24 protein-coding genes are annotated in these 25,925 nt (G+C 71.7%); 17 read left to right on the top strand and 7 right to left on the bottom strand.

Translation table 11 applies throughout. From position 1 onward, the window contains the following. Nucleotides 1-9: 9 nt before the first annotated feature. Nucleotides 10-345, top strand: coding sequence for a nitrite reductase small subunit NirD (gene nirD, locus KAK07_RS19140; protein ID WP_210862626.1), 336 nt, complete (start codon nt 10-12; stop codon nt 343-345). A gap of 11 nt (nt 346-356) precedes the next feature. Beyond that, on the top strand, nt 357-4,163 hold the full coding sequence (locus KAK07_RS19135) for a bifunctional nitrate reductase/sulfite reductase flavoprotein subunit alpha (RefSeq protein ID WP_210862624.1): 3,807 nt from the start codon (nt 357-359) through the stop codon (nt 4,161-4,163). On the opposite strand, the gene KAK07_RS19130 is transcribed toward KAK07_RS19135, so the two are convergent. From KAK07_RS19130 to KAK07_RS19120, 3 genes are all read right to left on the bottom strand, one after another. After that, nucleotides 4,157-5,017: a fructosamine kinase family protein gene (locus KAK07_RS19130; RefSeq protein WP_210862622.1), complete on the bottom strand. Its 861-nt coding sequence runs from the start codon at nt 5,015-5,017 to the stop codon at nt 4,157-4,159. The two genes, KAK07_RS19135 and KAK07_RS19130, sit on opposite strands and share 7 nt — an antisense overlap. Next, entirely contained in the window at nt 5,017-5,511 is a 495-nt protein-coding gene (locus KAK07_RS19125; protein ID WP_210851597.1) for an acyl-CoA thioesterase, read from the bottom strand. The genes KAK07_RS19130 and KAK07_RS19125 overlap by 1 nt, the downstream gene beginning before the upstream one ends. Before the next feature lie 75 nt (nt 5,512-5,586). Beyond that, on the bottom strand, nt 5,587-6,009 hold the full coding sequence (locus KAK07_RS19120; RefSeq protein WP_210862621.1) for an Lrp/AsnC family transcriptional regulator: 423 nt from the start codon (nt 6,007-6,009) through the stop codon (nt 5,587-5,589). Nucleotides 6,010-6,139: 130 nt separating this feature from the next. Here KAK07_RS19120 and ocd point away from each other — a divergent pair, with 130 nt between their 5' ends. The 6 genes from ocd (at nt 6,140) to KAK07_RS19090 (ending at nt 11,209) form a co-directional block, all read left to right on the top strand. After that, nucleotides 6,140-7,189: an ornithine cyclodeaminase gene (gene ocd, locus KAK07_RS19115; RefSeq protein ID WP_210862619.1), complete on the top strand. Its 1,050-nt coding sequence runs from the start codon at nt 6,140-6,142 to the stop codon at nt 7,187-7,189. 50 nt (nt 7,190-7,239) lie between these two features. Next, nucleotides 7,240-7,725, top strand: a complete 486-nt coding sequence (locus KAK07_RS19110) for a hypothetical protein (RefSeq protein WP_210851595.1) — start codon at nt 7,240-7,242, stop codon at nt 7,723-7,725. 166 nt (nt 7,726-7,891) lie between these two features. Further along, the gene (locus KAK07_RS19105; RefSeq protein ID WP_210862617.1) at nt 7,892-8,374 is read left to right on the top strand and encodes a hypothetical protein; all 483 of its coding nucleotides are present in this window, start codon (nt 7,892-7,894) and stop codon (nt 8,372-8,374) included. A gap of 50 nt (nt 8,375-8,424) precedes the next feature. After that, nucleotides 8,425-8,937: a hypothetical protein gene (locus tag KAK07_RS19100; RefSeq protein ID WP_210851593.1), complete on the top strand. Its 513-nt coding sequence runs from the start codon at nt 8,425-8,427 to the stop codon at nt 8,935-8,937. After that, complete coding sequence (locus tag KAK07_RS19095; RefSeq protein ID WP_210851592.1) at nt 8,934-9,890, top strand: hypothetical protein; 957 nt, start codon at nt 8,934-8,936, stop codon at nt 9,888-9,890. The genes KAK07_RS19100 and KAK07_RS19095 overlap by 4 nt, the downstream gene beginning before the upstream one ends. Beyond that, nucleotides 9,887-11,209 carry a hypothetical protein gene (locus tag KAK07_RS19090; protein WP_210862615.1) on the top strand — a complete coding sequence of 441 codons (1,323 nt, stop codon included), beginning with the start codon at nt 9,887-9,889 and terminating at the stop codon, nt 11,207-11,209. Before KAK07_RS19095 ends, KAK07_RS19090 begins: the two co-directional genes overlap by 4 nt. Nucleotides 11,210-11,212: 3 nt before the next feature. On the opposite strand, the gene KAK07_RS19085 is transcribed toward KAK07_RS19090, so the two are convergent. Continuing rightward, entirely contained in the window at nt 11,213-12,898 is a 1,686-nt protein-coding gene (locus KAK07_RS19085) for an AMP-binding protein (protein ID WP_210862613.1), read from the bottom strand. Between the two features lie 154 nt (nt 12,899-13,052). Between KAK07_RS19085 and KAK07_RS19080 the strand changes: the two genes are divergently transcribed. Then, nucleotides 13,053-14,390 (top strand): hypothetical protein, encoded by a 1,338-nt coding sequence (locus KAK07_RS19080; protein WP_210862611.1) that lies wholly within the window; start codon nt 13,053-13,055, stop codon nt 14,388-14,390. 155 nt (nt 14,391-14,545) lie between these two features. Here KAK07_RS19080 and KAK07_RS19075 read toward each other — a convergent pair whose 3' ends face one another. After that, nucleotides 14,546-15,331 carry a GNAT family N-acetyltransferase gene (locus KAK07_RS19075; RefSeq protein ID WP_210851588.1) on the bottom strand — a complete coding sequence of 262 codons (786 nt, stop codon included), beginning with the start codon at nt 15,329-15,331 and terminating at the stop codon, nt 14,546-14,548. 234 nt (nt 15,332-15,565) lie between these two features. Here KAK07_RS19075 and KAK07_RS19070 point away from each other — a divergent pair, with 234 nt between their 5' ends. The 6 genes from KAK07_RS19070 (at nt 15,566) to KAK07_RS19045 (ending at nt 19,950) form a co-directional block, all read left to right on the top strand. Beyond that, nucleotides 15,566-16,177, top strand: a complete 612-nt coding sequence (locus KAK07_RS19070) for a DedA family protein (RefSeq protein WP_210862609.1) — start codon at nt 15,566-15,568, stop codon at nt 16,175-16,177. A gap of 56 nt (nt 16,178-16,233) precedes the next feature. Next, entirely contained in the window at nt 16,234-17,319 is a 1,086-nt protein-coding gene (locus KAK07_RS19065) for a hypothetical protein (RefSeq protein WP_210862608.1), read from the top strand. Nucleotides 17,320-17,395: 76 nt separating this feature from the next. Beyond that, nucleotides 17,396-17,968, top strand: a complete 573-nt coding sequence (locus tag KAK07_RS19060) for a hypothetical protein (protein ID WP_210862606.1) — start codon at nt 17,396-17,398, stop codon at nt 17,966-17,968. Continuing rightward, nucleotides 17,968-18,465 (top strand): YHS domain-containing (seleno)protein, encoded by a 498-nt coding sequence (locus KAK07_RS19055; RefSeq protein WP_210862604.1) that lies wholly within the window; start codon nt 17,968-17,970, stop codon nt 18,463-18,465. The genes KAK07_RS19060 and KAK07_RS19055 overlap by 1 nt, the downstream gene beginning before the upstream one ends. 38 nt (nt 18,466-18,503) lie before the next feature. Then, nucleotides 18,504-18,989, top strand: coding sequence for a hypothetical protein (locus KAK07_RS19050; RefSeq protein WP_210851583.1), 486 nt, complete (start codon nt 18,504-18,506; stop codon nt 18,987-18,989). Nucleotides 18,990-19,005: 16 nt separating this feature from the next. Continuing rightward, nucleotides 19,006-19,950, top strand: coding sequence for a YeeE/YedE thiosulfate transporter family protein (locus tag KAK07_RS19045; RefSeq protein ID WP_210862602.1), 945 nt, complete (start codon nt 19,006-19,008; stop codon nt 19,948-19,950). Between the two features lie 16 nt (nt 19,951-19,966). Here KAK07_RS19045 and msrA read toward each other — a convergent pair whose 3' ends face one another. Both msrA and KAK07_RS19035 read right to left on the bottom strand, forming a co-directional pair. After that, nucleotides 19,967-20,482, bottom strand: a complete 516-nt coding sequence (gene msrA, locus KAK07_RS19040) for a peptide-methionine (S)-S-oxide reductase MsrA (RefSeq protein ID WP_210862600.1) — start codon at nt 20,480-20,482, stop codon at nt 19,967-19,969. A gap of 245 nt (nt 20,483-20,727) precedes the next feature. Beyond that, the gene (locus KAK07_RS19035; protein WP_210862598.1) at nt 20,728-23,568 is read right to left on the bottom strand and encodes an ExeM/NucH family extracellular endonuclease; all 2,841 of its coding nucleotides are present in this window, start codon (nt 23,566-23,568) and stop codon (nt 20,728-20,730) included. A gap of 325 nt (nt 23,569-23,893) precedes the next feature. Here KAK07_RS19035 and KAK07_RS19030 point away from each other — a divergent pair, with 325 nt between their 5' ends. Together KAK07_RS19030 and KAK07_RS19025 are read left to right on the top strand one after the other, a co-directional pair. Then, nucleotides 23,894-25,153 carry a putative Na+/H+ antiporter gene (locus KAK07_RS19030; protein WP_210862596.1) on the top strand — a complete coding sequence of 420 codons (1,260 nt, stop codon included), beginning with the start codon at nt 23,894-23,896 and terminating at the stop codon, nt 25,151-25,153. A gap of 144 nt (nt 25,154-25,297) precedes the next feature. Then, nucleotides 25,298-25,852, top strand: a complete 555-nt coding sequence (locus KAK07_RS19025) for a TIGR02594 family protein (RefSeq protein WP_210862594.1) — start codon at nt 25,298-25,300, stop codon at nt 25,850-25,852. Nucleotides 25,853-25,925 lie beyond the last annotated feature (73 nt).

Genomic DNA, 25,925 nt, shown 5'->3' with positions numbered 1-25,925 from the left:
GAGCCCCCGATGGACCAGCCCCACGCCGCCTGGCAGCGCATCTGCGCGCTGGACGACATCCTGCCCGACACCGGCGTCTGCGCGCTGCTGGGCGGCCGCCAGATCGCTGTCTTCCGCCTGACCGACGACCGCCTCTTCGCGCTCGACAACCACGACCCGAAGAGCGGCGCCAACGTGCTCTCGCGCGGCATCGTCGGCGACCTGGGCGGCGAGCCGGTGGTGGCCTCGCCGGTCTACAAGCAGCACTACGCGCTGCGCAGCGGCGCCTGCCTGGAAGACGCCGGCACCACGCTGCAGACCTTCGAGGTGCAGGCCCGCGACGGCGCGGTCTGGCTGCTCGCCTGAGAGGCCGCGCGATGGACGAGGTGCGCAGCGTCTGCCCCTACTGCGGCGTGGGCTGCGGCATCGTGCTGGAGCGCGACAGCGAGCAGCGCATCATCCGCGTGCGTGGCGACGTGCAGCACCCGGCCAACCGCGGCCGGCTGTGCACCAAGGGCCAGACCTGCGCCGTACCGCTCACCGCGCCGGGCCGCATGGACAGCGCCTACCTGCGCCACGACCGCTCGCACGAGCCGGTGCGCGTGCCCATGGACAGCGCGCTGCGCGAGACCGGCCAGCGCCTGCGCGCGCTGATCGACCGCGACGGCCCCGACGCGGTGGCGCTGTATGTCTCGGGCCAGATGTCGATCGAGGCGCAGTACCTGGCCAACAAGCTGGCCAAGGGCTACATCGGCACGCACCAGATCGAGTCCAACTCGCGCCTGTGCATGGCCAGCGCCGGCGCCGGCTACAAGGCCTCACTGGGCGCCGACGCGCCGCCGGGCAGCTACGAGGACATCGACCAGGCCGAGCTGTTCCTGGTGATCGGCTCGAACATGGCCGACACCCACCCGATCCTGTTCCTGCGCCTGATGGAGCGGGTGCAGGCCGGCGCGAAGCTGATCGTGGTGGACCCGCGCCGCAGCGCCACCGCCGACAAGGCCCACCTGCACCTGCCCATCCGCCCCGGCAGCGACCTCGCGCTGCTGGCCGGCTGGCTGCGCTGGCTGCAGCAGCACGGCCACACCGACCCCGGCTTCATCGCCCAGCACACCGAGGGCTGGGACGCGGTGAGCGCCGCGGTTGCGCCCTATGACCTGGCCCGCGTGGCCGCGCTCACCGGCCTGGCTGTGGCAGACCTGGAGCGCGCCGCACAGTGGATCGCCCAGGCCGGCACGCGCTGGGTGAGCTGCTGGACCATGGGCCTGAACCAGAGCAGCCACGGCACCGCCAACACGCAGGCGCTGTGCAACCTGCACCTGGCCACCGGCGCGATCGGCCACGCCGGTGCCGGGCCGCTGTCACTGACCGGCCAGCCCAACGCGATGGGCGGGCGCGAGATGGGCTACATGGGCCCGGGCCTGCCGGGTCAGCGCAGCGTGATGGTCGAGGCCGACCGCCGCTTCACCGAGGACGTCTGGGGCCTGCCGCCCGGCACGCTGCGCGCGCAGGCCGGCGACGGCACGGTGGCGCTGTTCGAGCGCATGGCCGCCGGCCAGGTGGCCGCCTGCTGGATCATCTGCACCAACCCGGTGGCCAGCGTGGCCGACCGCAGCACGGTGATCACGGCCCTGGCGCGCGCCGAGCTGGTGGTCTGCCAGGACGCCTTCCTGGACACCGAGACCAGCCGCCACGCCGACATCCTGCTGCCCGGCGCACTGTGGGCCGAGGGCGATGGCGTGATGGTCAACTCCGAGCGCAACCTGACCCTGGCGCCGGCGGCCACACCGGCGCCGGGCGAGGCCCTGCCCGACTGGCTGATCATCTGCCGCGTCGCCCAGGCCATGGGTTATGCGCAGGGCTTTGCGTTCAACAGCGCGGCCGAGGTCTTCGACGAGCTGGCGCGCCTTCACAACCCGGCCACCGGCTACGACCTGCGCGGCGCCAGCCATGCACGGCTGCGCGAGGGCCCGCTGCAATGGCCCTGCCCGCCCGGGCGCCACGAGCGACGCCACCCGCAGCGCGACCGGCAGGGCGGCGTGCTGCGCTTTCCCACGCCCAGCGGCCGCGCCCGCTTCATCCCCTGCCCGCACCGCGAGCCGGCCGAGGCCACCGACGCCGAGTACGGCTGGCTGCTCAACACCGGCCGCGTGCAGCACCAGTGGCACACGCTGACCAAGACCGGCCGCGTCGCGGTGCTGAACAAGCTGGACCCGGGCCCCTTCATCGAGATCCACCCGGACGACGCCGCGGCGCTGGACATCCGCGCACGCGACCGCGTCGAGCTGCGCTCGCGCCGCGGTCGCGCGGTGCTGCCGGCGCGGCTGAGTGACCGGGTGCAGCGCGGCCAGTGCTTCGCGCCCTTCCACTGGAACGACCTGTACGGCGAGGACCTGGCGGTCAATGCGCTGACCAGCCCGGCGGTGGACCCGGTGTCGCTGCAGCCCGAGTTCAAGCTCAGCGCGGTGGCGCTGCGCCTGTTCGAGCGCGCCACCGCTGAACCCGCCCCGCGCAGCACCCTGCCCGAGCCCGAGGGCGATGGCCCGCCGCTGACCGTGCTGTGGGCCTCGCAGACCGGCCGCGCCGAGGAGGCCGCCACCGAGGTGGCGCGCCGCCTGCGCAGCGCCGGCTGGCGCGTGCGCCTGTGCGGCATGGACGCCTGCCAGCCCACCGACCTGCCCGCCGGCACGCCGCTGCTGCTGCTGGCCAGCACCTTCGGTGACGGCGATCCGCCCGACGGCGCGCGCGCCTTCTGGCAGGCCTTGCAGGACCCGTCGGCCGCGCACCTGGCCAGCAGCCCGTTCGCGGTGCTGGCCTTCGGCGATCCGCGCTACGCGCAGTTCTGCGGTTTCGGCCGGCAGCTGGAAGCGCGCCTGCTGGCCCTGGGCGCGCCGCGCCTGGCGCCGCGCGTAGACTGTCCGCCTGAGCACGCCGCGCCGATGCGGCGCTGGCTGACCACGGTGGCACAGGCCCTGCAGGCCCACCGCCCCGCCGATGCGCGCCAGCCCGCGCTGGCACTGTTCGATGCCGACGACGACGCGCCCGAGGCCCCGGCCGCAGCCGTCCCCGGCACGCGCGCCCATCCGCTGCCCGCGCCGCTGCGCCACAACCGCCTGCTCAGCGGCCCGGGTGCCGGCAAGGAAGTGCGCCAGTTCGTCTTCGACCTGGCCGACACCGGCCTGCACTACGAGGCCGGCGACGCGCTGGGCGTGTGGCCCACCAACTGCCCGGCCCTGGTGGCCGAGTTGCTGGGACTGCTGCAGCTCAGCGCTGCGGCGCCCGTCCGCCTGGACGGCCTGGGCGAGCTGCCGCTGGCCGAGGCGATGCTGCGGCACCTGGAGATCACCCGCCTGACGCCCGAGCTGCTGGCCGGCGTGGCCGAGCGCAGCGGCAGCGTGGCGCTGCTGGCGCTGGTCCAGCCCGCGCAAGCCGCCGCGCTGCAGCGCTGGCAATGGGGCCGCCAGCCGGCCGACCTGCTGCGCGAACACCCGGCACGTCTGGGCGCCCAGGAATGGGTCGATCTGCTGCCGCGGCTGCAGCCGCGGCTGTACTCGATCGCCTCCAGCCCGCGCGCCCATGCGGACGAGGTGCACCTGACGGTGTCGACCGTGCGCTACCGCCATGGCGACCGGCTGCGCGGTGGCCTGTGCTCGACCTTCCTGGCCGACCGCACCGCGGCCCAGCCGGTGCCGCTGTTCGTGCAAGCCAACCCGCGCTTTCGCCTGCCCGAGGAGGGAGACCGCCCGGTGGTGATGATCGGCCCAGGCACCGGTGTGGCGCCCTTCCGCGGCTTCCTGCACGAGCGGCGCGCGCGTGGCGCCCGGGGCGCGAACTGGCTGTTCTTCGGCGAGCAGCATGCCGCCACCGACTTCTACTACCGCGACGAGCTGCAGGCGATGCAGCGCGACGGCACGCTGCAGCGCCTGAGCCTGGCCTTCTCGCGCGACCAGGCCGACAAGGTCTATGTGCAGCACCGGATGCGCGAGCAGGGCGGCGAGCTGTGGGCCTGGCTGCAGGACGGTGCCCACCTGTACGTGTGCGGCGACGCCAGCCGCATGGCGCGCGATGTGGACCAGGCGCTGCGCGACGTGGCGGTGCAGCACGGCGGCCTGACGCCCGACGCGGCCGCCGACTGGCTGGCCACGCTGACGCGTCAGCGCCGCTACCTGCGCGACGTTTACTGAATCAGGCGCTGCGCCACCGCCAGCGCCTGGCGCGCATAGCCGCCACCGAACAGGCGCGCGTGGTTCAGCAGGTGCACCAGCTGGTAGACCGGGCGCCGCCGCACATAGCCGCCGTGCAGCGGCGCCGCTGCGCGGTAGGCCGGCCAGAACGCAGGCGGCGGCGCACCGAACAGCTCCATCATCGCCAGCTCGGCCTCGGCGTCGGACACCGACACCGCGGGGTCGAAGACCACCGGCGTGCCGTCGGCCAGCGCGCCCCAGTTGCCGCTCCACAGGTCGCCGTGGATCAGCGACGGGCGCGGCACGTGGCCGTCGTCGAACAGCGCTGGCAGGCGCGCGATCAACCGCTCGACCGCATCCACCAGCGCCGCGTCCAGGCCCTGGGCCAGCGGGCGCAGCCGGCGCGTGGCCAGGAAGCCCAGCCAGTCGGCCAGGCCGTCGCCAGCGGTCCAGGCGTTGTCCTGCGGCGTGGCGCCCAGCCAGTTGCCGCGCGACCAGCCGTAGCGCGCCGGTGCCTCGGCGGTGTGCAGCGCGGCCAGCGCAGCACCGAAGGCCGCGCCGCCGGCATCGCCCAGCGGCTTCAGGTCCAGCCACTCCAGCGCCAGCACCGCCGTGCCTTCATGCAGGAACACGCCGGCCACGGCAGGCACGCGCAGCGCGCGCGCCGCGGCCAGCGCGCGCAGGCCGTCGGCCTCGGCGTCCAGCACCGCGGCGCGGGCCTGCGGCAGCGTCTTGATGAACAGTCGCGCGCCCTGGGGGCCTTCGGCGCGCCAGGTCTCGCACAGGCCGCTGATGTTCAGCGCCTGGCAGCGCCAGTCGCCCGGAAAGTGCTCGGACAGCGCGCGGTGCAGCATCAGGCTTCCAGAGGGGGATCCTGGCGCAGCGCGGCGGTGCGGCGCTGGAACTCCTGGCGCAGCTCCTTGCGCACGACGGCCGCGGCATGGCGCCGCTTCTCGTCAGGCGTGAACGGGCGCAGCGGCGGCACCGGCACCGGTTTGCGGTCATCATCGACCGCCACCATCGTGAAGAAGCAGCTGTTGACGTGGCGCTGGCTCTGCGAGCGGATGTCCTGCGCGATCACCTTGACGCCCACCTCCATCGAGCTGGTGCCGGTGTGGTTGACCGCGGCCAGGAAGGTGACCAGCTCGCCCACATGCACCGGCTCGCGGAACACCACCTGGTCGACCGACAGCGTCACCACATAGCGCGCCGCATAGCGGCTGGCGCAGGCATAGGCCACCTGGTCGAGCAGCTTCAGGATGGTGCCGCCGTGCACGTTTCCGGCGAAGTTGGCGGTGTCGGGCGTCATCAGCACCGTCATCGACAGTTGGTGGGCGGGCAGGTCCATCGGGGCTCCAGGGCAGGCATCAGGGCTGGCATCGTCGCAGCTTTCGTGCCACGGCGGCGATATCTCCCCCGGCGCTCAGGCCTTGTGGGTGGACAGCAGGATGCTGGTCTCGGTGGTGGCGATGCCCTCGATCTGGCGGATCTCGCCCAGCACCTGGTCGAAGGCCTCCAGCGAATCGGCGGCCAGCTCGGCAATCATGTCCCAGCGCCCGTTGGTGGTGTGCAGGGCCACCACGTGGGGGTGGCCGCGCAGCGTGCGGCGCACCGTCTCGCCCACATGGCCGTCCACCTCGATCGAGGTGAGTGCGCGGATGCGCTGGCCCTCGACCTCGGGCTTCAGGCGCACTGTGTAGCCCACGATGGTGCCGCTGGCCTCAAGCTTGGCGATGCGGTTCTGCACCGTGGCGCGCGCCACCTTCAGGCGCCGCGCCAGCGCCACCACCGGCATCCGGGCATCGGCGCGCAGCAGCGCGATCAGTTGGCGGTCGACATCGTCCATATTGATCAGAGTGCCAAGTAGGGTTGGCAATTTGCCAGGCAAACAGCATAACCTGACAAGTTGCTCTCTTCAATCTGGCAGCACTCCCGGGAACAATGGCGGGACCGGCTGGACCGGACAAGGAGACAACATGACCCGCTTCATCGATGTGCCCACGATGTCCCGCCTCGTTCAGGCGGTCGGCCTGGAGCGCTTCATTGGCGAGCTGGCCGACACGCTGCGCGAGGACTTCATCCGCTGGAACGACTTCGACAAGTCGGCCCGCGTGGCCAGCCATTCCGAGATCGGCGTGATCGAGCTGATGCCGGTGGCCGATGCGCACCACTACGCCTTCAAGTACGTCAACGGCCACCCCGGCAACACCCGCCAGGGCCTGCCCACGGTGATGGCCTTTGGCGTGCTGGCCGACGTGGCCACCGGCTACCCGGTGCTGCTGTCGGAGCTGACCGTGGCCACCGCGCTGCGCACCTGCGCCACCTCGCTGATGGCGGCGCGCGCACTGGCCCGGCCCGATGCGCGCCGCATGGCGCTGATCGGCAACGGCGCGCAGAGCGAGTTCCAGGCCCTGGCCTTCCATGCCCACCTGGGCATCGAGGAGATCGCGGTGTTTGATGTCGACCCGGCCGCCACCGACAAGTTGCTGCGCAACCTTTCCGTCTATCCGGGACTGCGGCTGCGCCGTGCCAGCTCCACCGCCGACGCGGTGCGCGGCGCCGACATCGTCACCACCGTCACCGCCGACAAGACCTACGCCACCATCCTGACGCCCGAGATGATCGAGCCGGGCATGCACCTCAACGCGGTGGGCGGCGACTGCCCCGGCAAGACCGAGCTGCATGCCGACGTGCTGCGCGGCGCCCGCGTGTTCGTCGAGTACGAGCCGCAGACCCGCATCGAAGGCGACATCCAGCAGCTGCCCGCCGACTTCCCGGTGGTGGACCTGTGGCGCGTGCTGGCCGGCCAGACCGTGGGCCGCGAGAGCCCGCAGCAGGTCACGGTCTTCGACTCGGTGGGCTTCGCGCTGGAGGACTACTCGACGCTGCGCTACCTGCTGCAGCAGGCCGAGGCCCACGGCCTGGGCCAGCCGGTGGCCCTGGTGCCCGAGGCCGAGGACCCGAAGGACCTGTTTCGCTTCACCCGGCCCGGCGCCTCGCGCGCGGTGATGCGGCGCGTGGCCTGAGCCCGGCGGGCGCTACCATCACGCCCACATCCACTCGCCCCGGAGCTGTCATGAGCCTGGTTCGTTCCGTCCGTGCGTCGGCCACCGCTGCCCTGCTGGGCGGCCTGGCGCTGTCAGCGCACGCCGCCCCTGCTGCCTGCCCTTACAAGCCGGAAGATCTGGCCAAAGTGATCGGCGTCGGCTTTGCCGCCGGCCAGGAAGAGCCTGGCATCGGCGGCACCGGGTGCAAGTACAAGACACAAGGCGGCTCCATGAAAGCCGGCACCGACTTCAGCCTATGGGTGCTGGTGCTGGCGCCCGGCCCCAACCAGGACATGATGCGCACGATGACCGCCGGCGGCCCGAAGGTGCGCTTCGACGCCATCGCCGGTGACCCTGACGGCGCCGCCCGCGTGCGCGGTGCCGCCGATGACGGCCTTCTCGACATCAGCTACAAGCGTGGTGGCTACGTGGTCTTCCTGCGGGCGCTGGGCCAGGGCAAGGAGAACCACGAGGCGCTGGCCACCAAGCTGCTGAAGCTGCCCCGGCTGCCCTGAGCACGGCCGATCCGGCGCAGGCCGCCCCCCTTGTCTGCACGGGTGGTGCCCTGCGCTGGCTGACCGTACCATCCATCGCGATCCGACTGAAGAGCCGTTCACGATGCCCTGGACCCCACTCTCCCGACCCGGCCGGCCGGCACGACCGGTCCTTGCACTGACACTGGTGCTGGCTGGCGCCGCAGGGGCCGTCGCCGCGCCGGTGGCGCACACCCAGCTGCAGCGCTGCCCCTACACCGCCGAGGAGCTCAGCGCTGCCACCGGCCTGAAGATTGAGCTGGTGCCGCTGATGACCTTCGCCGGCGCCCCCAAGCCGATGACCGAGCCGGTCAACGGTGAGATGTTCCTCAGCTGCAGCGCAACTGATGGCGCGGTCTCGGCCTCGCTGCTGGTGTCGCAGCGCTGGTTCGACCCCAAGACCGCCGCCGTGCGGATCAAGGCCCTGCAGTTGCGCGACCTGAAGGACGCCAAGCCCCTGCCAGGCGACGCCGACGGTGCCCTGTGGCTGAGCGAGCGCGAGGGCGCCAAGCAGGCGCTGCACTACGTTCGCGGCGGCAACGTGATGGTGATGGTGTCCATCAACGGCGTGCCCCAACCCCTGGTCAACGGCATGCAGGCCAAGCTGCTGAAGTTGCGCCGCGTGCCCTGATCCCCCCGGGACGGCACCTGCGCCGTCCACCATTCCCGGAGTTCCGAGCGATGAGACGATGGAGTGTGTTCACCGCGGGCTGCCTGTTCGCCGCCACGGTGCTTGGCCAGGGGCAGCCGGTGGCCGCGCCCGGCGAGGGTGTCTTCAACCTCGACCCGGCCAAGGCGATCGACTTCAAGGGCGGCAAGCTCTACCTGGTGCAGGGCGAGGTCAAGGCCGACAAGCCCGAGACGCTGGAGCTGGGCGGCCTGAGCGTGATGCAGCCGGTGGCGGTGCATCTGGTGACGCGGCCGGCCACGCCAGGCGTTGCACTGACGCTGTTCAAGCCCCTGGGTGGTGACCGCGCCCGGCGGGTGGTGACCACCCAGGCCTCGGGCCAGGTGGGCAGCGCCTTCCGCGCCCAGGGCGAGACGCAGCTGCGCATCGGCGGAAAGCCCGGCGCCACGCCCGCAGGGGTGCGGTACCAAATGTCGATCTGGGTGGCGCCCGAGGCAGTGCCCGAACTGGCGCCGCCGTTTCGCGCCGTGAGCGCCGAGTCGCTGCAGAAGGGAGGCAAGCCATGAAGCGTCTGCTGATAGCCAGCGTGCGCATCCTGGTCGGGGCCGCCTGCGTGATGCAGCTGGGCTCGGCCGCCGCACAGTCGCTGAGCGGCGACTTCGGTGGGCTGTGGGAGGAATGGCGCACCCAGCCCGGGTCGGCCGACCCGATGCGTCGTCAGCAGGCCGGGCTCGACCAGGCTCGCCAGGAGGGCGAAAGGTTCCGCCGCAACGAGCAGATCGAGGATGCCGCCAAGAAGGGCGCCAAGGAAGGTTTCGAGCGCGCCGGCGCGATCGCCGAGAAGACCAGCGAGCTCCTCGGCTGGGCTTCCGACAACGGCGGCGAGCAGCTGGAAGAACTCGCCCGCATGCTGCGCGACAGCGGCTGGGGCCGCTCGGCCGACGCCACGCGTGCGGTGCGCAAGGCCCTGGAGCGGGCCGGTCTGGTCGACCCGGATGACAGCGGCAACGAACCCAGCGGCGCGCCCGATGGGCAGCCTGGCGTCCCGTCGGCCTGCGCGGCGGTCGACGGTGGTGCGGCCAGTGGCGGGCGCCGCACGCACAAGCCGGGCGCGGCGCGCGCCCCCGGCGCCGCCGGCCACCCCTGCGAGGCCTGCTACACCAAGGCCATCAATGCGCTGGACAGCACGCGCACCCGGCTCGAGAAACTGCGGGCCATCTACAGCAGCACCTACAAGTCGGCCAAGGCGCAGATGGCCTTTGCCGACAGCGTGTCCGGCGTGCATGGCGTGTCGGGGCTGGCCTGGCAGACCCAGAAGATCAAGATCATGCAGAGCGTCAAGAACCTCGACAAGGCCTACGACGCCAAGTACGCCGAGCTGATGCAGGCGCTGCTGAAGGACCTGCAGCAGTACAGCGAATGCGAAGAGACGATCATGAAGGTGCCCAGCTGGTATGACCGCTTCGGCTTCGTCTACTACCAGTTCATGAAGGACCACTACAAGAGGCCGGTGCTGTGAGCGCGGCAGCGGCATGGGGCGCCTGGGCCCAGGCCTTGCGGCTGTTGCGCCGCCCGGCCACGCAATGGCCCGCGTTGCCGCTGAGCGCGCCGGGGGCCGGCTGGCGCTTCACCCTGCCGCTGATGCTGGTGGGCGTGCTGGCCGCGACGCTGGGCTTCAGTCTGGTCGGTCTGCGCAGCGGCGACTTCAGCACCCGGTTCCTGCCGATGGCCGCGCTGCGCGAGGCAGTGGGCGCAGCGCTGCTGGCGCTGGTGTTTGCGCTGCTGCTGGCCGAGTCTGCGCTGCGCTGGGCGCCGCGCTTTGGCGGCCAGTCGTCCCGCACCGCGCTGGTCAGCGCCGCGCTGTATGCGTTGGGGCCGCTGTGGCTGTGGTCGCAGACGCTGTGGTGGCCGCTGCTGTGGTGGGCCTGGCCCCTGGCGCTGGCCGCTGTGGTGTGGCAGGTGCACGCCGGCCTGCGCCAGGCGGCGCAGCCGTCGGACTCGCGCGCGCTGGCCTACACCGCGACCAGCGTGATCACGGCGGCCGCGGTCCTGCTCCTGCTGGCCAGTCTGGCGCGATGCAGCGGCCTGCCCGCGGCGCCCACCGTGCCGCCCTTTCCCTGGTCGGCCCCGCCTGAGTGGTCCGACGCCGCCGCCTCAGCGGCGCGCTCGGGCACTGGCGCCGTGGCGCGACCTGATGAAAGCGGCCAGGGCGGCCCCGGCGAGCGTGTCGGCCTGGTGCCGCCGGACGGCGCCGGCAGTGGCGCGATGACCCTGCCACCCGGCACGGCAGCCAGTGCCACGGCCGACCTGGAGCGCTGGGTGCGCTCGGGCCAGCCGACGGAGCCACTCACCCGCACCGTGCTCCAGGACCTGTTGCCGGGGCCGATCGACGGCTTCGATCGGCGCATCACCGAAAGCTATGCCCACGCCCCGGGCGCCAGCGACGCGATGCGCCAGGTCCTGACCACCGGCGCCATGGCCCGGGTCGAGAACGTCGCCCGCCAGGACAGGTCGCGCTACCTGCACCTGACGATCGAGGATCTGGGAGGCCATGGCAGCGCGCTCGCCGCCAAGCTGCTCAGCGAGATCGCCAGCGGCAGCGGTCTGCAGGGTGACGAGCGCACGCAGCGCAGCATGAGCGCTGACGACAGCAGCATCTCTCGCCTGGAGTGCGATCTGCCCACGCGTGAGTGCAAGCTGGAGGTGCTGGTCGGCGAGCGCTACCACGTGCGCGCCGAAAGCGGCCAGCTGCCTGCCGACGAGCTGCGCCGCTATGTGGCCCGCGTCGACCTGGGCGCGCTGGCCGCGCGCGCCAAGGCTAAGCGGCCGATCGAGTGAGGGCTACTGCCAGAGCACCTTCTGCTTGTCCGCGTACCAGCGGTCCAGCTCGGAGGCGATCATCTTCTCGATGCCGGCGCGCTTGATCTTCATGGTGGGCGTCAGGCAGCCGTTCTCGATGCTCCAGGGCTCGCGCACGACGACGAACATCTTCAGCTGCTCGTAGTCGGCGACGCTGGCGTTGATCTCGTCGAGCAGGCGGGTCAGCTCGGCGGTGACGTGCTGACGCAGCTCGGGCTCGTGCTGGCGCGGGCGCAGGGTCTCGCTGAGCAGCACCATCGCATAGGCCGCCGGCTGGCCCACGCCCGAGACCAGCGACAACTCGACCATCGGGTGGGCGTTGATGCGGTTCTCGATGGGTGCGGGCGCCACGTACTTGCCCTTGGCGGTCTTGAACAGCTCCTTGGCGCGGCCGGTCAGCTTCAGCAGGCCCTGCGGGTTCAGCTCGCCCAGGTCGCCGGTGCGGAAGAAGCCGTCCTCGGTGAAGACCTCGGCGTCGAGGTCGGGGCGCTTGTAGTAGCCCACCAGTTGGCCCGGGCTCTTGATCAGGATCTCGCCTTCGGCGCTCAGCCGCAGCTGCACGCCCGGCAGCGCCACGCCCACATAGCCCGGCGCGTTGTACTGCGCGTTCGAGGTGAAGGAGTAGGCGCAGTCCTCGGTCATGCCATAGCCCTCGTAGAGCGGCAGGCCGATGCGGCGGTACCAGGCGATCAGGTCGGGCGGGATCGGCGCCGAGCCGCTGCCGGCCATCAGCACCGCGTCCAGGCCCAGGCCGGTGCGGATCTTCTTGGCGACGATCTTGCCCAGCAGCGGGATCTTCAGCAGCCGCTCCAGCTTGGCTGGCGGCATCTTGGCGAACACACCCTGCTGGAACTTCAGCCACAGCCGCGGCACGCTGATGAACAGCGTGGGGCGGGCGCGCTGCAGATCGGCCAGGAAGGTGTCCAGCGCTTCGGCGAAGAACATGTGGGTGCGGCCGTCCACCAGCGCGGCGCCTTCGATCCAGGAGCGCTCGAAGATGTGCGACAGCGGCAGGTAGGACAGCACCCGGTAGGGCGCGTCCTGGCCGATGCGCCGGCGCAGGTCCTCGCGGATGCCCACCGCCGCGGCGCTGAAGCGCTCGAAGCTGTGCATCACGCCCTTGGGCGTGCCGGTGGAGCCGGAGGTGTACATCAGCACCGCGATGTCCTGTGCCGCACGCGCCGGCTGGCCGGCCATCGGCGCGTTGCGGGCGGTGATCTCGTCCCAGCTGGGCAGGCCGTGGCCCTCGGGCGCCAGCGGGAAGGCGATGCAGGGCAGGCTCTCGGGCACGCCGGGCTTCTGGTGGGCCCAGGTGTCGAGCTTGCCGACGAACAGCAGGCTGGCCTCGCTGTGCGAGAGCACGTAGTTCACCGTCTCGGCGGTCTCGGTGGGGAAGATCGCCACCGTGGTGCAGCCGGCCATCCAGATGGCCAGCTCGGCCATCACGAAGTGCGCGCAGTTCTTCGACAGCATCGCCACCCGCGCCCCCGGCTCCAGGCCCAGCGCCTGCAGGTGGGTGGCCATGCGGCGCGCCTGGTCCAGCGTCTGCGCCCAGGTGTAGTTCACGACCTGGCCGTTGCCGATGGGCTGGGTCATGAACACCCGGTCGGCGAAGTTCTTCTCGTGGGCGTAGACGTGGTCGAGCAGCAGTTGCGGCGAGGACGCCATGACAGGGTCTCCAGTGTCAGGATGGGGCGACGATAGCGACAGCCGGGCGCGCCGTCGTCGGGGGATTCCAGCGCTGCGGCTGGGGGCTTGCACCTAACTTGACGCGCGTCAGCAGAGCACAGAGCATCACGACGCCTTCCGGGTTCCCTGCGCCATGCCACTTCGTCCCATCCCCCTGCTGAGCCTGGGTCTGTTGCCCCTGACCCTGCTGCTGCCGGCGTGCCGCAGCACGCCGCCGCTGCCCCCCGAGCCCGCCCCGCAGGCCGTGGCCTGCCCCGAGGGCCTGCCGGCCGGCAGCCGCTGCCTGGGCGGCCGCGACAGCGCCGGCGCCCACATCCTGATCGCCCTGCCGCCGGGCTGGACCGCCGGCCGCGGCGACCTGGTCATGCACGCCCACGGCGGCCCGCTGCTGGGCGAGCCGCGCGCCGAGCGGGTGGCCGAGGACCTGCACCGCTGGTCCATCACCGTGCGCGCCGGCTATGCCTGGGCCGGCAGCAGCTTCGCCCAGGGCGGCGTGCAGGTGCTGGCCGCGGCCGACGACACCGAGCGCCTGCGCCGCCTGTTCGTCGAGCATGTGGGGCCACCCCGGCGCACGCTGCTGCACGGGCAGAGCTGGGGTGCCAGCGTGGCGGCGCGGCTGGCCGAGCGCCAGCCCAGCGCCTATGACGGCGTGCTGCTGACCAGCGGCGTGCTGGGTGGCGGCTCGAAGAGCTACGACTTCCGGCTGGACCTGCGGGTGGTCTACCAGTCCCTGTGCGGCAACCACCCGCGCCCCGACGAGCCCGCCTACCCGCTGTGGATGGGCCAGCCCGCCGGCTCGACGATGAAGCAGAGCGACCTGGCCGCCCGCGCCCGCGAGTGCCTGGGGTTGGGCCTGCCCGCCGCCCAGCGCAGCGCCGAGCAGTCGGCGCGGCTGAAGACGCTGCTGTCGGTGATCCGCATCCCCGAGCGCAGCGTGCAGGGCCACCTGAACTGGGCCACCTTCCACTTCGCCGACATCGCCCGCCGCATTGGCGAGCAGCCCGTCTTCGGCAACCAGGGCGTGCGCTACAGCGGCTCGCCCGACGACGCCGCGCTGAACGCCGGCGTGCTGCGCTACCGCGCCGACCCCGACGCGCGCCAGCGCTTCGCCGCCGACACCGATCCCACCGGCCGCATCGCCGCGCCGGTGCTGACCGTGCACGCGCGCCAGGACCCGGTGGCCTTCCCCGAACTGTCGGGCGAGTTCGGCCGCACGATGGCACGCGCCGGCCAGGCTGAGCACCTGGTGCAGGTCTACACCGACCATGACGAGCACAGCTACCTGGCCGACCCGGTCTATGTGGCCCTGCTCGAGGCCCTGCAGGCCTGGGTGGACCGCGGCCAGAAACCCGACCCGGCCGCAGTGGCCGCGCGCTGCGAGGCCGCCCGCGCCCGCTTCCCGGGCGAGTGCCGGATGCTGCCGGACTGGACGCCGCCGCCGCTGGCCAGCCGCGTGCCTGCGCGCGACTGAGTGCCCGAGGCCTCAGGGGTCGGCGCCGGGCTTCCCGAACGACGCCTGCAGCGGCTGGATCGCCCGGCGCAGGCAGTGCATCGGCTCGTTGAAACGGCGGCAGGTTTTGCACCGCACGGTCGGGGCGCTGCCAGGCCGGCGGCCTGATCGTCACCTCAACCGGCAAAGCGGCCGCGGGCCTGCAGCGCCATCACACCGGGTGAGTGCAGGTCCAGCAGGGTGAGGAAGTCGATGGTGCGGAACTCGCGGTCGATGGCCGGCGGCCCGCAGATCTCCGCGCCAAGCGCCAGGTAGGCCGACAGCAGGCGCGGCAGACGGGGCGCAGCGGCCGGCTGCGGCGAGTGCGGACAAACGAAGGCGTTCCTCGGCTGCGTGCGCCAGGCCGGCGGCGCCAGGTGACGGGCCATCGCGCGGTAGGCGGCCCAGCCTTCACCGGCATCCTGCGAGTTCAGCGAGCTGCAGCCCACCAGGTATCGCGCCCCCTGCTCATGCGCATAGCTGGCAATGCCACTCCACAACAGGTTCAGCACCGCGAAGTGGCGGTGCCGCTGGTGGATGCAGGCGCGGCCGAGCTCCAGGATCAGTGGCCTGGCGGCCTCGAAGGGCGAGAAGTCGAACTCCCGCTCGCTGTAGTAGCCGCGGGCCGCGCCGGCCCTAAGGCCGGTCTGCAGCCGGTAGGTGCCGACGATGGCGCCGCTCTGCGCGTCCTCCACCAGCAGGTGATCGCAGACCTCGTCGAAAGGGTCGGCATCCAGCCCGGTGTCGTAGGACTGCGGCAGGCCCTCATTGAGTTCGAGGTTGAACACCGCAAAGCGCAGCGCCTGCGCGGCGCGCACATCGTCTGCACCGTCGGCCAGGCGCAGCCGGTAACGCGGTGTGGGTCGTTGTTCTGGTAACGCTGTGGTCTCGCTGAGGTGGTAAGAGGCTGGCGTGGGGCTCATGGCGATGTCCTGTGGGGCTGGCCATCACTTGGTCGCACATCGCGCTGCGGCATTACAGCGATCTGTAATGAATCGCCGTCTGGGCCGACTGACCACGGTGAGCACAGCCGCGAACCCAGGACACATGAACATGAACCGCAGCATCACGGTGACGACAGCGCGCCAGCGATGGGGCCTGTGCCACCGCGTCGGTGGACCGGCGCGCGCTCCAATGCGCGTCGCGCTGGAGCCCGCATGCTGAGCGGCCTGGCGGATTGGCTGGCGTGGAGCCAGGCAGTGCTGTCGGGCATGGCCACGCCCGCCGTCATCGCCGGTGTGCTGGCACTGACCACGCTGCTGCTGGAAGACCTGGCCATCGCCGCCGGTGTGGCGCTGGCCACTCAAGGGGCGATCTCCTGGGCGCTGTCGTTCAGCGCCGTGGCGCTGGGTATTGCGCTGGGCGATCTGGGCCTGTATGCGCTGGGCCTGGGCGCGCGGCGCCTGCCGGCCTTGCGCCGCCGTCTGGTTGGCGAGCGTGCCGACTGGACGCGCCGTCAGATCGAGCAGCGCCTGCTCACCGCGGTGCTGCTGGCGCGTGTGATCCCCGGGCTGCGGCTGGCCACCTACACCGCCTGCGGCTTTCTGCGTGTGCCGTTCGTGCCCTTCACGGCCTGGGTGCTGCTGGCGGTCACGCTGTGGACGCTGGGGCTGTATGCGCTGAGCGCGGCCCTGGGCCAGGCGCTGGCGCAGCAGCTGGGGCTGCCCGCGCCGATCGCAGTGGCCCTGCCCATTCTTGTGCTCGCACTGGCGGTGCCGCTGGTGCGCAGCGTTCGCCAACGCCTGGCTGCTTCACCCACCCGCCCATGACGCTTCTTGCCCCACCCCAGTCCCGTCCCACCCCGCCGTTCCGTCCGCACCAGGGCATGCCCCCGCTGGACCAGGACGGCCCGCCGCTGAGCTTCTTCGAGTTCTGGCCGATGTGGGCCTTCTACCCGCCCGTGATGGCCTATGCCGCCTGGCTGATGCTGCGTTACCGCGGCGTGTTGCTGCCCACCGCCGCCAACCCCTCGTTTCCCGGCGGTGGCTTCTATGGTGAATCCAAGGCCGAGATCCTCGCGCTGGCGGTGCGCCACGCGCCGCAGTGGGTGGCGCCCTTCATCCGCCTGGAGCGGCCGGCGTCGCCCACCAGCGATGCACACGCCGAGTGCCGCGCCGCGCTGCAGGCGCTGCATGCGGCCGGTCTGGACCTGCCGGTGGTGGCCAAGCCCGACCTGGGCTGCCGCGGCGCAGGCGTCCAGCTGATCCGCACGACCGAGGCCCTGAGCGCCTACCTGCAGGCCTTTCCGGCCGGCGCCGCGCTGGTGCTGCAGCAACTGGTGCCCTTCGAGGGCGAGGCAGGCATCTTCTACTGCCGCCGGCCCGGGCAGGCGCAGGGGCGCATCGTGTCGATCACGTTGAAGTACTTCCCGTACGTTATTGGTGACGGGAAGCGCGGCCTGCGCCAGCTGATCCTGGACGACCCGCGCGCAGGCCGCCTGCCACACCTGTACCTGAGGCGCCACCTGACGCGGCTGGACGAGGTGGTGCCCGAGGGCCAGCCGGTGCGCCTGGCCTTTGCAGGCAGCCACAGCCGCGGCGCCATCTTCCGCAACGGCACGCACCTGGTCACGCCGGCGATGGAGGCGCGCTTCGAGGCCATCGCGCGCAGCCTGCCGGAGTTCCACTTCGGCCGCTTCGACGTGCGCTTCGACAGCTTCGCGCAGGTGCAGCAGGGCCAGGGCTTCACGATCGTCGAGATCAACGGCGCCGGCGCCGAGAGCACCCACATCTGGGATCGCCGCACCGGTCTGCTGCAGGCCTGGCGCGATCTGATGCGGCAGTACCGCTGGCTGTTCGAGATCGGCCATGCCAACCGCGCGCGCGGCTTCCAGCCCATGGGCTGGGCCGCCTTTGTGCGGGCCTACCGGCGCGAGAAAGCGCTGACGCCGCATTACCCAGCGACCGATTGAGTGGCGCGTGCCGAACCTGCGTAAGGTCCGCCGCCCCTGGATCGACACACACCCAATCCCCACCGCTTCGCACCCCATGCCCACCCCGACCAGCCCACGCCCGGATACCCCTCCCCTGCTGGTGTTCAACCACCAGGTGCTGGACCAGTGCCTGCGCGTGGTGAGCGCCCATGCCGGACCCGAGCGGCCGCGTTACGCCGGACCAGTGGGGTCCCACCTGCGCCACGCGATCGAGCATTGGCAGGCGCTGGTCTGGCCGGCGCAGCCGGGCTGCGTGGACTACGACGCCCGGCCGCGTGAGGCCGCGCTGGAGGCCAGTCCAGCGCTGGCCCAGACCCGCCTGCAGGACCTGCAGCAGCAACTGGCCACCTGGTGCGCCGACACGCTGTCAGCGCCCGTGCAGGTGCGCGGCCAGTGCGGCCTGACCGGCGAGTTCGATTTCACCGTGCCCTCGACGCTGGGGCGCGAGCTGGCCTTTGTCGCCAGCCATGCCGTGCACCACCTCGCCCTGATCCGGCCGCATTGCCTGGCGCAGGGCATTGCGATCGAGGCCGACCTGGGCAAGGCCCCCGCCACCGTGGCGCACGAGCGCGCCAACGCCCGCGCCCTTTCCACCGACACCCCACCGACCCCCAACCAGGAGACCTGATGACCCCCGCCACCCCCTCCCCTCGCCTGATGCGCCTGTTCATGGGCGCGCTGCTCGCCTCGCTCGCCTGGCTGGCCCTGCCCGCCCAGGCGGCCGAGCCCCCGGTCAACACGCTGAAGAACAGCCTGTTCGGCGGCCGCACCGACACCGCGATCAACGGCTACGACACGGTGGCCTACTTCGCCGAACGCAAGCCGGTGAAGGGCAGCGAGGCCTTCGTCCAGGAATGGATGGGCGCGAAGTGGAAGTTCGCGAGCCAGGCCCATCTGGACCTGTTCAAGGCCAACCCCGAGAAGTACGCGCCCCAGTACGGCGGCTACTGCGCTTATGGCGTAGCGCAGGGCTCGCTGGTCAAGGTGGAGCCCGATCAGTTCACGATCCGTGACGACAAGCTCTACCTGAACTACGACGCCGATGTCCAGGCCAAGTGGCTCAAGGACCCGGCCGGCTTCATCAAGACCGCCGATGGCCGTTTCGGCGCGCTGCTGAAGAAGTGACACCCACCACCACCCCACCCCCCTTGGAGGAGTCCCCCATGTCCTGGCTCAAGAAACACGGCCACTGGCTGCTGACGCTGTATGTGGCCTTCGTGTTCATCCAGTCGCTGTTCTTCAAGTTCACGGGCTCGCCCGAGACGGTCTACATCTTCCAGGTCAAGCTCGACCCCTGGGCCGCGTCGCTGGGCTTTCCTGGCCTGTTCGCGCCGGGCGGCATCTTCTCGGCCAAGGTGGTGGGCAGCGTCGAGCTGATCGCCTCGGTGCTGCTGCTGGCCGGCGCGGCGATCAGCACGCAGCGCGCGGTGCAGGTGCTGGGCGCGGCCCTGGGCCTGGGCGTCATCAGTGGCGCGATCTTCTTCCACCTGTTCACGCCGCTGGGCGTGGCGGTGGTCAACGCCGATGGCAGCAGCGATGGCGGCGAGCTGTTCATGCTGGCCTGCGGCGTGTGGTTGAGCTGCGCGCTGCTGTTGTGGCTGCGGCGCGCGCTGTGGCTGGGATGGCTGGCCCGCCTCCGCGGCCGATGAGCCCGGTGGCCCGGCCATGAACCCGATGATCGCGGGCACGGCCTTCGTGCTGGCGCTGCTGTGCGCGGCGGCCATGGGGCTGGCCATCCAGCGCGGCACCACCTGCACCGTGGCCGCCGTGGAGGAGTGGCGCACCAGCCGCCGCACCACGCGGCTGGCGGCGATGGTGGAGGCCTCGCTGTGGGTCTGCGCCGGCGTGATGCTGGCGCGTCAGTTGGGGCATGCGGGCGCCTGGCCGGCCGGCTATGCGGTGTCACGCTGGACCGGGATCGGCGCCACGCTGCTGGGCCTGGGTGCGGTGCTCAACCAGGCCTGCGTGTTCGGTACCGTGGCCCGGCTGGGCTCGGGTCAGTGGGTGTACGCGGCCACGCCGCTGGGCTTCTACCTGGGCTGCGTCAGCGTGGGCGCGGTCTTCTCGCCGCCGCGCCCGCTGCCAGTTGACTCGCCACTGGCCGGTGCACCTCCCTGGTGGCCTGGCCTGCTGATGGCCGGGCTGCTGGGTCTGGTGCTGTGGCGCGCATGGCGGGCGCGGGCGGCGCAGCGCATCGCGCTGAGCGGCGCCTGGTCGCCGCACACCGCGACCACCGTGATCGGCTTGAGCTTCGCCGGACTGCTGCTGCTGGCCGGCGCCTGGACCTACACCGACGTGCTGCAGGACCTGGCCCGCGGCATGGCCGCCAGCCTGCTGGCGCGCGGGGCGCTGGGCCTGGCCGTGTTGGTGGGGGCCATCGTCGGCGGCTGGTCCAGCGGCACGCTGCGGCCCGGCCGCTTCCGCGCCAGCGCACTGCTGCGCTGCGCGGCCGGCGGCCTGCTGATGGGCTGGGGTGGTGCGCTGATACCGGGCGGCAATGACGGCCTGGTGCTGCTGGGCATGCCGATGCTGTGGCCCTATGCCTGGGTGGCCTTCGGCACGATGGTGGCGGTCATCGCGGCCGCACTGCAGGTGCTGGCGCCGCGATGACGCGCCGGTGGGTGGCTCAAGCCTGGGCCGCGTCGCGGCGCGGCAGCGTCCAGCCGGGTCGCACCCGGTGGCAGGTGTAGCCCTCAGGGTAGCGCTGCAGGTAGTCCTGGTGTTCCGGCTCGGCCTGCCAGAACGGGCCGGCCGCCTTCACCTCGGTGACCACCTTGCCCGGCCACAGGCCCGAGGCGTCGACATCGGCGATCGTGCCCAGCGCCACCGTGCGCTGCGCCTCGCTGGTGACGTAGATGCCCGAGCGGTACGACGTGCCGCGGTCGTTGCCCTGCCGGTTCAGCGTGGTCGGATCGTGGATCTGGAAGAAGAACTCCAGCAGCTCGCGGTAGCTGATCACGGCGGGGTCGAACACCACCTCGATCGCCTCGGCATGCGTGCCGTGGTGTCGGTAGGTGGCGTTGGGCACATCGCCGCCGCTGTAACCCACGCGGGTGCGCACAACGCCGGGCCGCTTGCGGATCAGGTCCTGCATGCCCCAGAAACATCCTCCCGCGAGGATGGCGGTGTCGGTCGTGGTCATGATGTTCTCCGTGTCGTGGTGCCGCGAGGCACCGTGCTGCCAGGGCAGGATCGCCCCACAGCGCATCAGTCGAACACGGGCAGCCTGCCTTACACCCAGGCCGCGCCAGCGTGACCCCGTGCCGCAACGTTGACGATGGGGGGCTGGACACGACCCTGCGGCCCAAGGCAAAGGCCCGTCCGACCGACAGCCGGTGGCTCAGCCGGGCACGAGAACACCGGGCGGCCGAGCGCCGGCCGGGCCGCTCAGCGCTGCGCGCGCCGCGCCGGGTCGGCGAACACCAGGTCGCGGGCCGGCACCACCGCGCTGGCCGGCACGCCGCTGAGCAGGACCAGGGGCTTCCACTTCGCGCTGGGGCCGGCGCCGTCGGTGTCGATCTGCAGCAGCGCGCCCTTGGCGCTGTCCTTCAGGCGCACGACGCCGTCGCCGATCGGGTCCGACCCGGTGTAGCCGATGCTGGCCAGCAGCGCGCGCAGATCGATGCGGTCCGAGCCCGGCGTGAAGTCCAGGATGGTGTCGCGCGCATCGCTCATCGCGGTGTAGGTGAAGACATCGTCGCCGGCGCCGCCGGTGAGCTTGTCGGCACCGCCGCCGCCGATCAGCTGATCGTCACCCGGCGTGCCCACCAGCCGGTCCTTGCCCGAGCTGCCTGCGATCACCTTCACCAGGTACAGGCCCGCGACCACCGGGTCATGGTCCGACGAGCGGAAGGCCGTGGCCGTGTAAAGGTCGGGGCCGCAGCTGCCGCACTGCGGCTGCTTGAACTCGGTGTTGTAGTCGATCACCGAGGGTTCGTCGGCATTGATGTGCCACGGGGCGACATCGGTCAGCCGGGTCGCCAGCGTGGGCGTGGCCAGCGCATGGTCCAGGCGACCGGCGGCGCCGTCGAACACGTAGGAATAGCCGAAGCGGTTGAAGCGCGCGATCTGGTCCGCGTAGCCGGCGTCGGCCAGGGCGACGATCGGATCCTCCTGGGCGTAGGCGTTCAGGTCGCCCAGCAGCAGCGCAGCGTCGGTGCCGGCGCTGCCTGCGAGGCTGGCCACCCAGCTGGCCGTGCGCTGGGCCTGGGCCACGCGGCGGGCGTTCCAGCAGCCCTGGCCGTCACCACTGTCCAGGTTGCCAGCGGCGTCCGGGTCGGTGGCGCCGGGGCAGCTGCCCTTGCTCTTCAGGTGGTTGACCACCAGCGTCAGGCGCTCGCCGTTGGGGGCCTCAAAGGTCTGGGCCAGCGGTGGGCGGTTATGCACCGCATCCACGTCGCTCTGGACCTCGGCCGCGCGCTGCAGGCGGGCAGGCTTGTAGATCATGGCCACCTTGATCGCATCGCTGCCGCTGCCCTGAGCGGGGTCGGGCACCGCAGCGTAGGTGCCGGCACCCAGTTGGGCGTTGAGACCGTCGACCAGGTTCTGCACCGCGGTGGCACCGTTGTTCTGGATCTCGATCAGGCCCACGGCGTCGGCATTGATCGCCGACAGCGCGGCCACGATCTTCGCGCGCTGGCGCTGGAACTCGGCCAGGTTGTCGGCGCCGCGGCAGTTCTGCGGCAGGCTGACGCCATCGAGCGTGCAGCCCTGGCCGCTCTGGCCGAAGGCGTCGGTGCCATCGGTGAAGGTGGTGAAGTAGTTCAGCACATTGAAGCTGGCCAGCACCAGGTTGCCGGGCAGCGGCGGCGGCGCGTCGGTGCGCGGGTTGGCGCGGGTGAAGGCCACCGGCTCGGTCGGGTGCAGTCGGTAGTCGCCCGGGCCTGACGAGCTGCTGGTGGCCAGGCCGTAGTCGACCACGCCGGTGATCGCCGCCACGGTGTCACCGGCACGCAGCGTGTCGCCCTCGCCCAGGTAGGGCGTGGGGTTGGGGTTCTGCTGGCTGCTGCCGTCGTCCAGGATGATGCGCCGGCGGGCGTTGGCGTCGGCCAGGGCCTGCGCCTCGGCCGAGCCGGGACGGTGGCGGTTGGTGGGGGTTTCCAGGCGGGCATCCGCCGACAGCGTGACCTGGCCATAGCGCCCCTGGAAGTAGTTCTGCGAGGCGGTGAGCGGACCGACGATCGTGACCAGCATGCCCTCGACATGCTCCAGGTCGTCATTGACCCCTTCGGGGAAGGTGATCACGGTCGGCGTGATCACCTGGCTGCTGGCCTGCACCACCAGGCCGCTGATGCCGGTCAGCTCGGTCACGGTGTGGGCCGCGGTGTCGGGGTTGCTGGCCGTACCGGTGTTGAACTCGGTGACGGTGCCCACCAGCTGCACCGCCTGGCCGGCGCTGACCGTGGGCGCAGCGCCGGTGAAGACGAAGACGCCGTCGGAGGTGAGCGGGTCGCCGTCACCCAGCGGGTCCTGCAGGAAGAAGCCGTTGTTGTTGACGCGGGTGACCACGCCCGAGGTGCTGACCTGCTGGCCCACGAAGGGACTGGTGGACCCGCTGCCCTGGATCTCCATGATCGTGTGGCTGGGCGGCGTACTGGTGCCACACGACCCCAGCGGCGCTGCGGTGTTGCGCGGATTCGGCGGGGCGACGGCGAAGTCGGCGTTGTTCTGGTCGGTGTCGGTGCAGCCACCGGCCGCGCGCTGGTCGGCGGTGGTGTTGGACGGCGCCGGTGCCGCGCCGGTGCCTTCGAAGTAGTTGGCCGAACCGAAACCCACCAGGTCGACGATGGCTGCGGACACCGGCTTGTCACCCACCAGCGGTGTGAGGTTGCTGACCAGCGCCACCTTGCCGCCGGTCGAGCCCATCGCGATGCTGCCGATCGCGTCCGGGGTGGGCAGGTCCTGCGTACCGCCCGCGCCCTGCGCCTCCTGGACCAGGTAGTACTGGCGCGGCTGCAGCACGACGCTGCTGAGGTCGGTCTTCAACCAGGTGCCGGTGCCGGTGGTGGAGTTGTACTGCACCGACCAGCCCGCCAGCGACACCGGCGAGGCGCCGCCGTTGAACAGCTCGATGAAGTCGTTCTTCAGCGTCGCCCCCGAGTTGCCGCCACCGCCATAGACCTGGCTGATGACCACGCCTGTCGCCGAGGCGGCCGCCAGGCCCGTGGCACAAGCCAGGGCCAGCGCGGCGCACAGCGGAAGGAGTCGGGGCTGGAATCGGTGGGGCATGGCGGGCCTCTCTGGATGGGGTCGATCGGATGTCCCTGGGTGCCCGTCGCAGCACACCTCGCCGACGTTGCGCCGGGCCAGGGACGGCGCAGCTTCGCAAGCCACGATGTCCTGGCCGTGTCAGACGCTTGACAGACCTGTCACGCGGGCAAGCGAACCGCAGCGGGTGTCAACCCGAGGGACGGCTGGGGCTGCGGCGGCAGCGCCCGGGAGGCCGCACCCGGGGGCGCTACACTGCGCGCCGGGTGCACGGCCGCATGAGGCGCCGCTGCAGGTTTACGCGCTGGTCGGGCCGCCACGCGGCCCTGGCACGTCCTTGCCCACCATGACCACGCCCACGATCGACCTGATCGCCGCCGTCCTCTTCGGCGTCGCTGTTCTGCACACCTTCTCGGCCAAGCTCTTCGAGCGCCTGGCCCACCGCTACCCTCGCCACGCCGGCCTGCTGCACCTGCTGGGCGAGGTGGAGGTGGTGTTCGGTTTCTGGGCCATCGTGCTGGTGCTGGTGATGGCGCTGGTGACGGGTGGCAGCAGCGCACTGGACTACGCCGAATCGCGCAACTACACCGAGCCGCTGTTCGTCTTCGTGGTGATGGTGGTGGCCGCCTCGCGCCCGGTGATGCAGACCGTGCTGCGCGTCGTGGACACGCTGGCGCGCTGGTTGCCGATGCCCGCACCGCTGGCCACCGCCTGGCTGGGCCTGGCCGCGGTGCCGCTGCTGGGCTCGCTGATCACCGAGCCGGCGGCGATGACGCTGGCCGCGCTGCTGCTGGCGCGCCTGGTGTTCCGCCCCGAGGTGCCCGAGCGCGCCAAGTACGTGGCGCTGGGGGCGCTGTTCGTGAACGTGTCGATCGGTGGCACGCTCACGTCCTACGCGGCGCCGCCGGTGCTGATGGTGGCCGGCACCTGGCAGTGGGACAGCGCCTTCATGCTGGCCACCTTCGGCTGGAAGGCGGCGCTGGCGGTGCTGATCAATGCCTCGCTGGCCACGTTGGTGCTGCGGCGGCACCTGCAGGCACCGCTGAACGCGGCCGAGACCGCCAGCAGCGACCCGGTGCCCTGGGCGGTGGTGGCGGTGCACGGGGTGCTGCTGGCCGGCGTGGTGATGCTGGCCCACCACCCGGTGGCCTTCCTGGCGCTGTTCCTGCTGTTCCTGGGCTTCACGCAGGCCTACAGCCGGCACCAGGACCCGCTGATCCTGAAGGAGGCGCTGCTGGTGGGCTTCTTCCTGGCCGGCCTGGTGGTGCTGGGCGGGCTGCAGCGCTGGTGGCTGCAACCCATCGTCGCGGGGCTGGAGCCGCTGGCGCTGTTCTTCGGCGCGCTGGGCCTGACCGCGGTGACCGACAACGCCGCGCTGACCTACCTGGGCTCGCTGATCCAGGGCATCAGCGACGAATCGAAGTACATGCTGGTGGCCGGTGCGGTGGCCGGCGGCGGCCTCACCGTGATCGCCAACGCGCCCAACCCGGCCGGCGCGGCACTGCTGCGGCGCGGCTTTGCCGACGAGTCGATCGGCGCCGGCGGGCTGCTGCTGGGCGCGCTGGTGCCCACAGCCGTGGCCGCCGCGGCCTTCCTGCTGCTCTGAGCGGCTGAGCCCGCACGCAGACACGGCACCGCGCCGCCCCCCACGATCGCAGCAGCTTGGGGCCCGCGGGCCGCTTGAGGCCGTGCAGGCGGCTGGCTATCCTCGTTCGGCGGGCCGATGCCCGCGCACGCCGAAGGAGACCCCATGCCGACGCCGCTTCCCGCCGCCTACGCCTGGCTCGACGCCGAACCCGGCCCGCGCCTGCTCAAGGAGTTCCTGAAGATCTTCGGCACCGCCGAAGACCTGGGCCCCGGCTCCAACCCCACGATCCTGGACTGGGCCCGCAGCATCGGCCTGGACCGTGTCTACCGCGACGACGCCACCGCCTGGTGCGGCCTGGCCTTGGCCTATGTGGCCGGCCAGGCCGGCTGGGACAACGCGCCCCGCGGCAACGCCCTGATGGCCCGCAACTGGCAGGCCTGGGGCAACCCGGCAGACACGCCGATGCTGGGCGACGTGCTGGTCTTCTGGCGCGGCGCGCGCAACGGCTTCCAGGGCCATGTGGGCGTCTACGTGGGCGAGGACGACAGCGCCTTCCACGTGCTGGGCGGCAACCAGGACGACCGCGTCAGCATCAAGCGCCTGGGCCGCGACCGCCTGCTGCAGGCGCGGCGCTGCCCCTGGCGCATCAACCAGCCGGCGAATGTGCGGCGGGTGCGGCTGGCGGCGAATGGGCGGCTGTCGCAGAACGAAGGCTGAGCGGCGTGGACGGGGGCCCGGGCGCGCCTCGGGTCGCCCGCCGCTATGATGGCTCGCAGACCAACGAGCTCAA

This window comes from Ideonella alba (assembly GCF_018069875.1).
Lineage (GTDB): Bacteria > Pseudomonadota > Gammaproteobacteria > Burkholderiales > Burkholderiaceae_C > Ideonella > Ideonella alba.
The sequence above is the reverse complement of the archived record's forward strand: the minus strand, read 5'-3'. Positions and strand labels throughout refer to the sequence as shown.

Coding starts and splice junctions, on each gene's coding strand:
- KAK07_RS19130 (WP_210862622.1), bottom strand. CDS start 5,017: ATGCTGCACCGCGCGCTGTCCGAGCACTTTCCGGGCGACTGGCGCTGC.
- KAK07_RS19055 (WP_210862604.1), top strand. CDS start 17,968: ATGACCCCCGCCACCCCCTCCCCTCGCCTGATGCGCCTGTTCATGGGC.
- KAK07_RS19100 (WP_210851593.1), top strand. CDS start 8,425: ATGAGACGATGGAGTGTGTTCACCGCGGGCTGCCTGTTCGCCGCCACG.
- nirD (WP_210862626.1), top strand. CDS start 10: ATGGACCAGCCCCACGCCGCCTGGCAGCGCATCTGCGCGCTGGACGAC.
- KAK07_RS19125 (WP_210851597.1), bottom strand. CDS start 5,511: ATGGACCTGCCCGCCCACCAACTGTCGATGACGGTGCTGATGACGCCC.
- KAK07_RS19030 (WP_210862596.1), top strand. CDS start 23,894: ATGACCACGCCCACGATCGACCTGATCGCCGCCGTCCTCTTCGGCGTC.
- KAK07_RS19110 (WP_210851595.1), top strand. CDS start 7,240: ATGAGCCTGGTTCGTTCCGTCCGTGCGTCGGCCACCGCTGCCCTGCTG.
- msrA (WP_210862600.1), bottom strand. CDS start 20,482: ATGACCACGACCGACACCGCCATCCTCGCGGGAGGATGTTTCTGGGGC.
- KAK07_RS19025 (WP_210862594.1), top strand. CDS start 25,298: ATGCCGACGCCGCTTCCCGCCGCCTACGCCTGGCTCGACGCCGAACCC.
- KAK07_RS19035 (WP_210862598.1), bottom strand. CDS start 23,568: ATGCCCCACCGATTCCAGCCCCGACTCCTTCCGCTGTGCGCCGCGCTG.
- KAK07_RS19060 (WP_210862606.1), top strand. CDS start 17,396: ATGCCCACCCCGACCAGCCCACGCCCGGATACCCCTCCCCTGCTGGTG.
- KAK07_RS19135 (WP_210862624.1), top strand. CDS start 357: ATGGACGAGGTGCGCAGCGTCTGCCCCTACTGCGGCGTGGGCTGCGGC.
- KAK07_RS19095 (WP_210851592.1), top strand. CDS start 8,934: ATGAAGCGTCTGCTGATAGCCAGCGTGCGCATCCTGGTCGGGGCCGCC.
- KAK07_RS19075 (WP_210851588.1), bottom strand. CDS start 15,331: ATGAGCCCCACGCCAGCCTCTTACCACCTCAGCGAGACCACAGCGTTA.
- KAK07_RS19080 (WP_210862611.1), top strand. CDS start 13,053: ATGCCACTTCGTCCCATCCCCCTGCTGAGCCTGGGTCTGTTGCCCCTG.
- ocd (WP_210862619.1), top strand. CDS start 6,140: ATGACCCGCTTCATCGATGTGCCCACGATGTCCCGCCTCGTTCAGGCG.
- KAK07_RS19050 (WP_210851583.1), top strand. CDS start 18,504: ATGTCCTGGCTCAAGAAACACGGCCACTGGCTGCTGACGCTGTATGTG.
- KAK07_RS19045 (WP_210862602.1), top strand. CDS start 19,006: ATGAACCCGATGATCGCGGGCACGGCCTTCGTGCTGGCGCTGCTGTGC.
- KAK07_RS19065 (WP_210862608.1), top strand. CDS start 16,234: ATGCCCCCGCTGGACCAGGACGGCCCGCCGCTGAGCTTCTTCGAGTTC.
- KAK07_RS19070 (WP_210862609.1), top strand. CDS start 15,566: ATGCTGAGCGGCCTGGCGGATTGGCTGGCGTGGAGCCAGGCAGTGCTG.
- KAK07_RS19120 (WP_210862621.1), bottom strand. CDS start 6,009: ATGGACGATGTCGACCGCCAACTGATCGCGCTGCTGCGCGCCGATGCC.
- KAK07_RS19085 (WP_210862613.1), bottom strand. CDS start 12,898: ATGGCGTCCTCGCCGCAACTGCTGCTCGACCACGTCTACGCCCACGAG.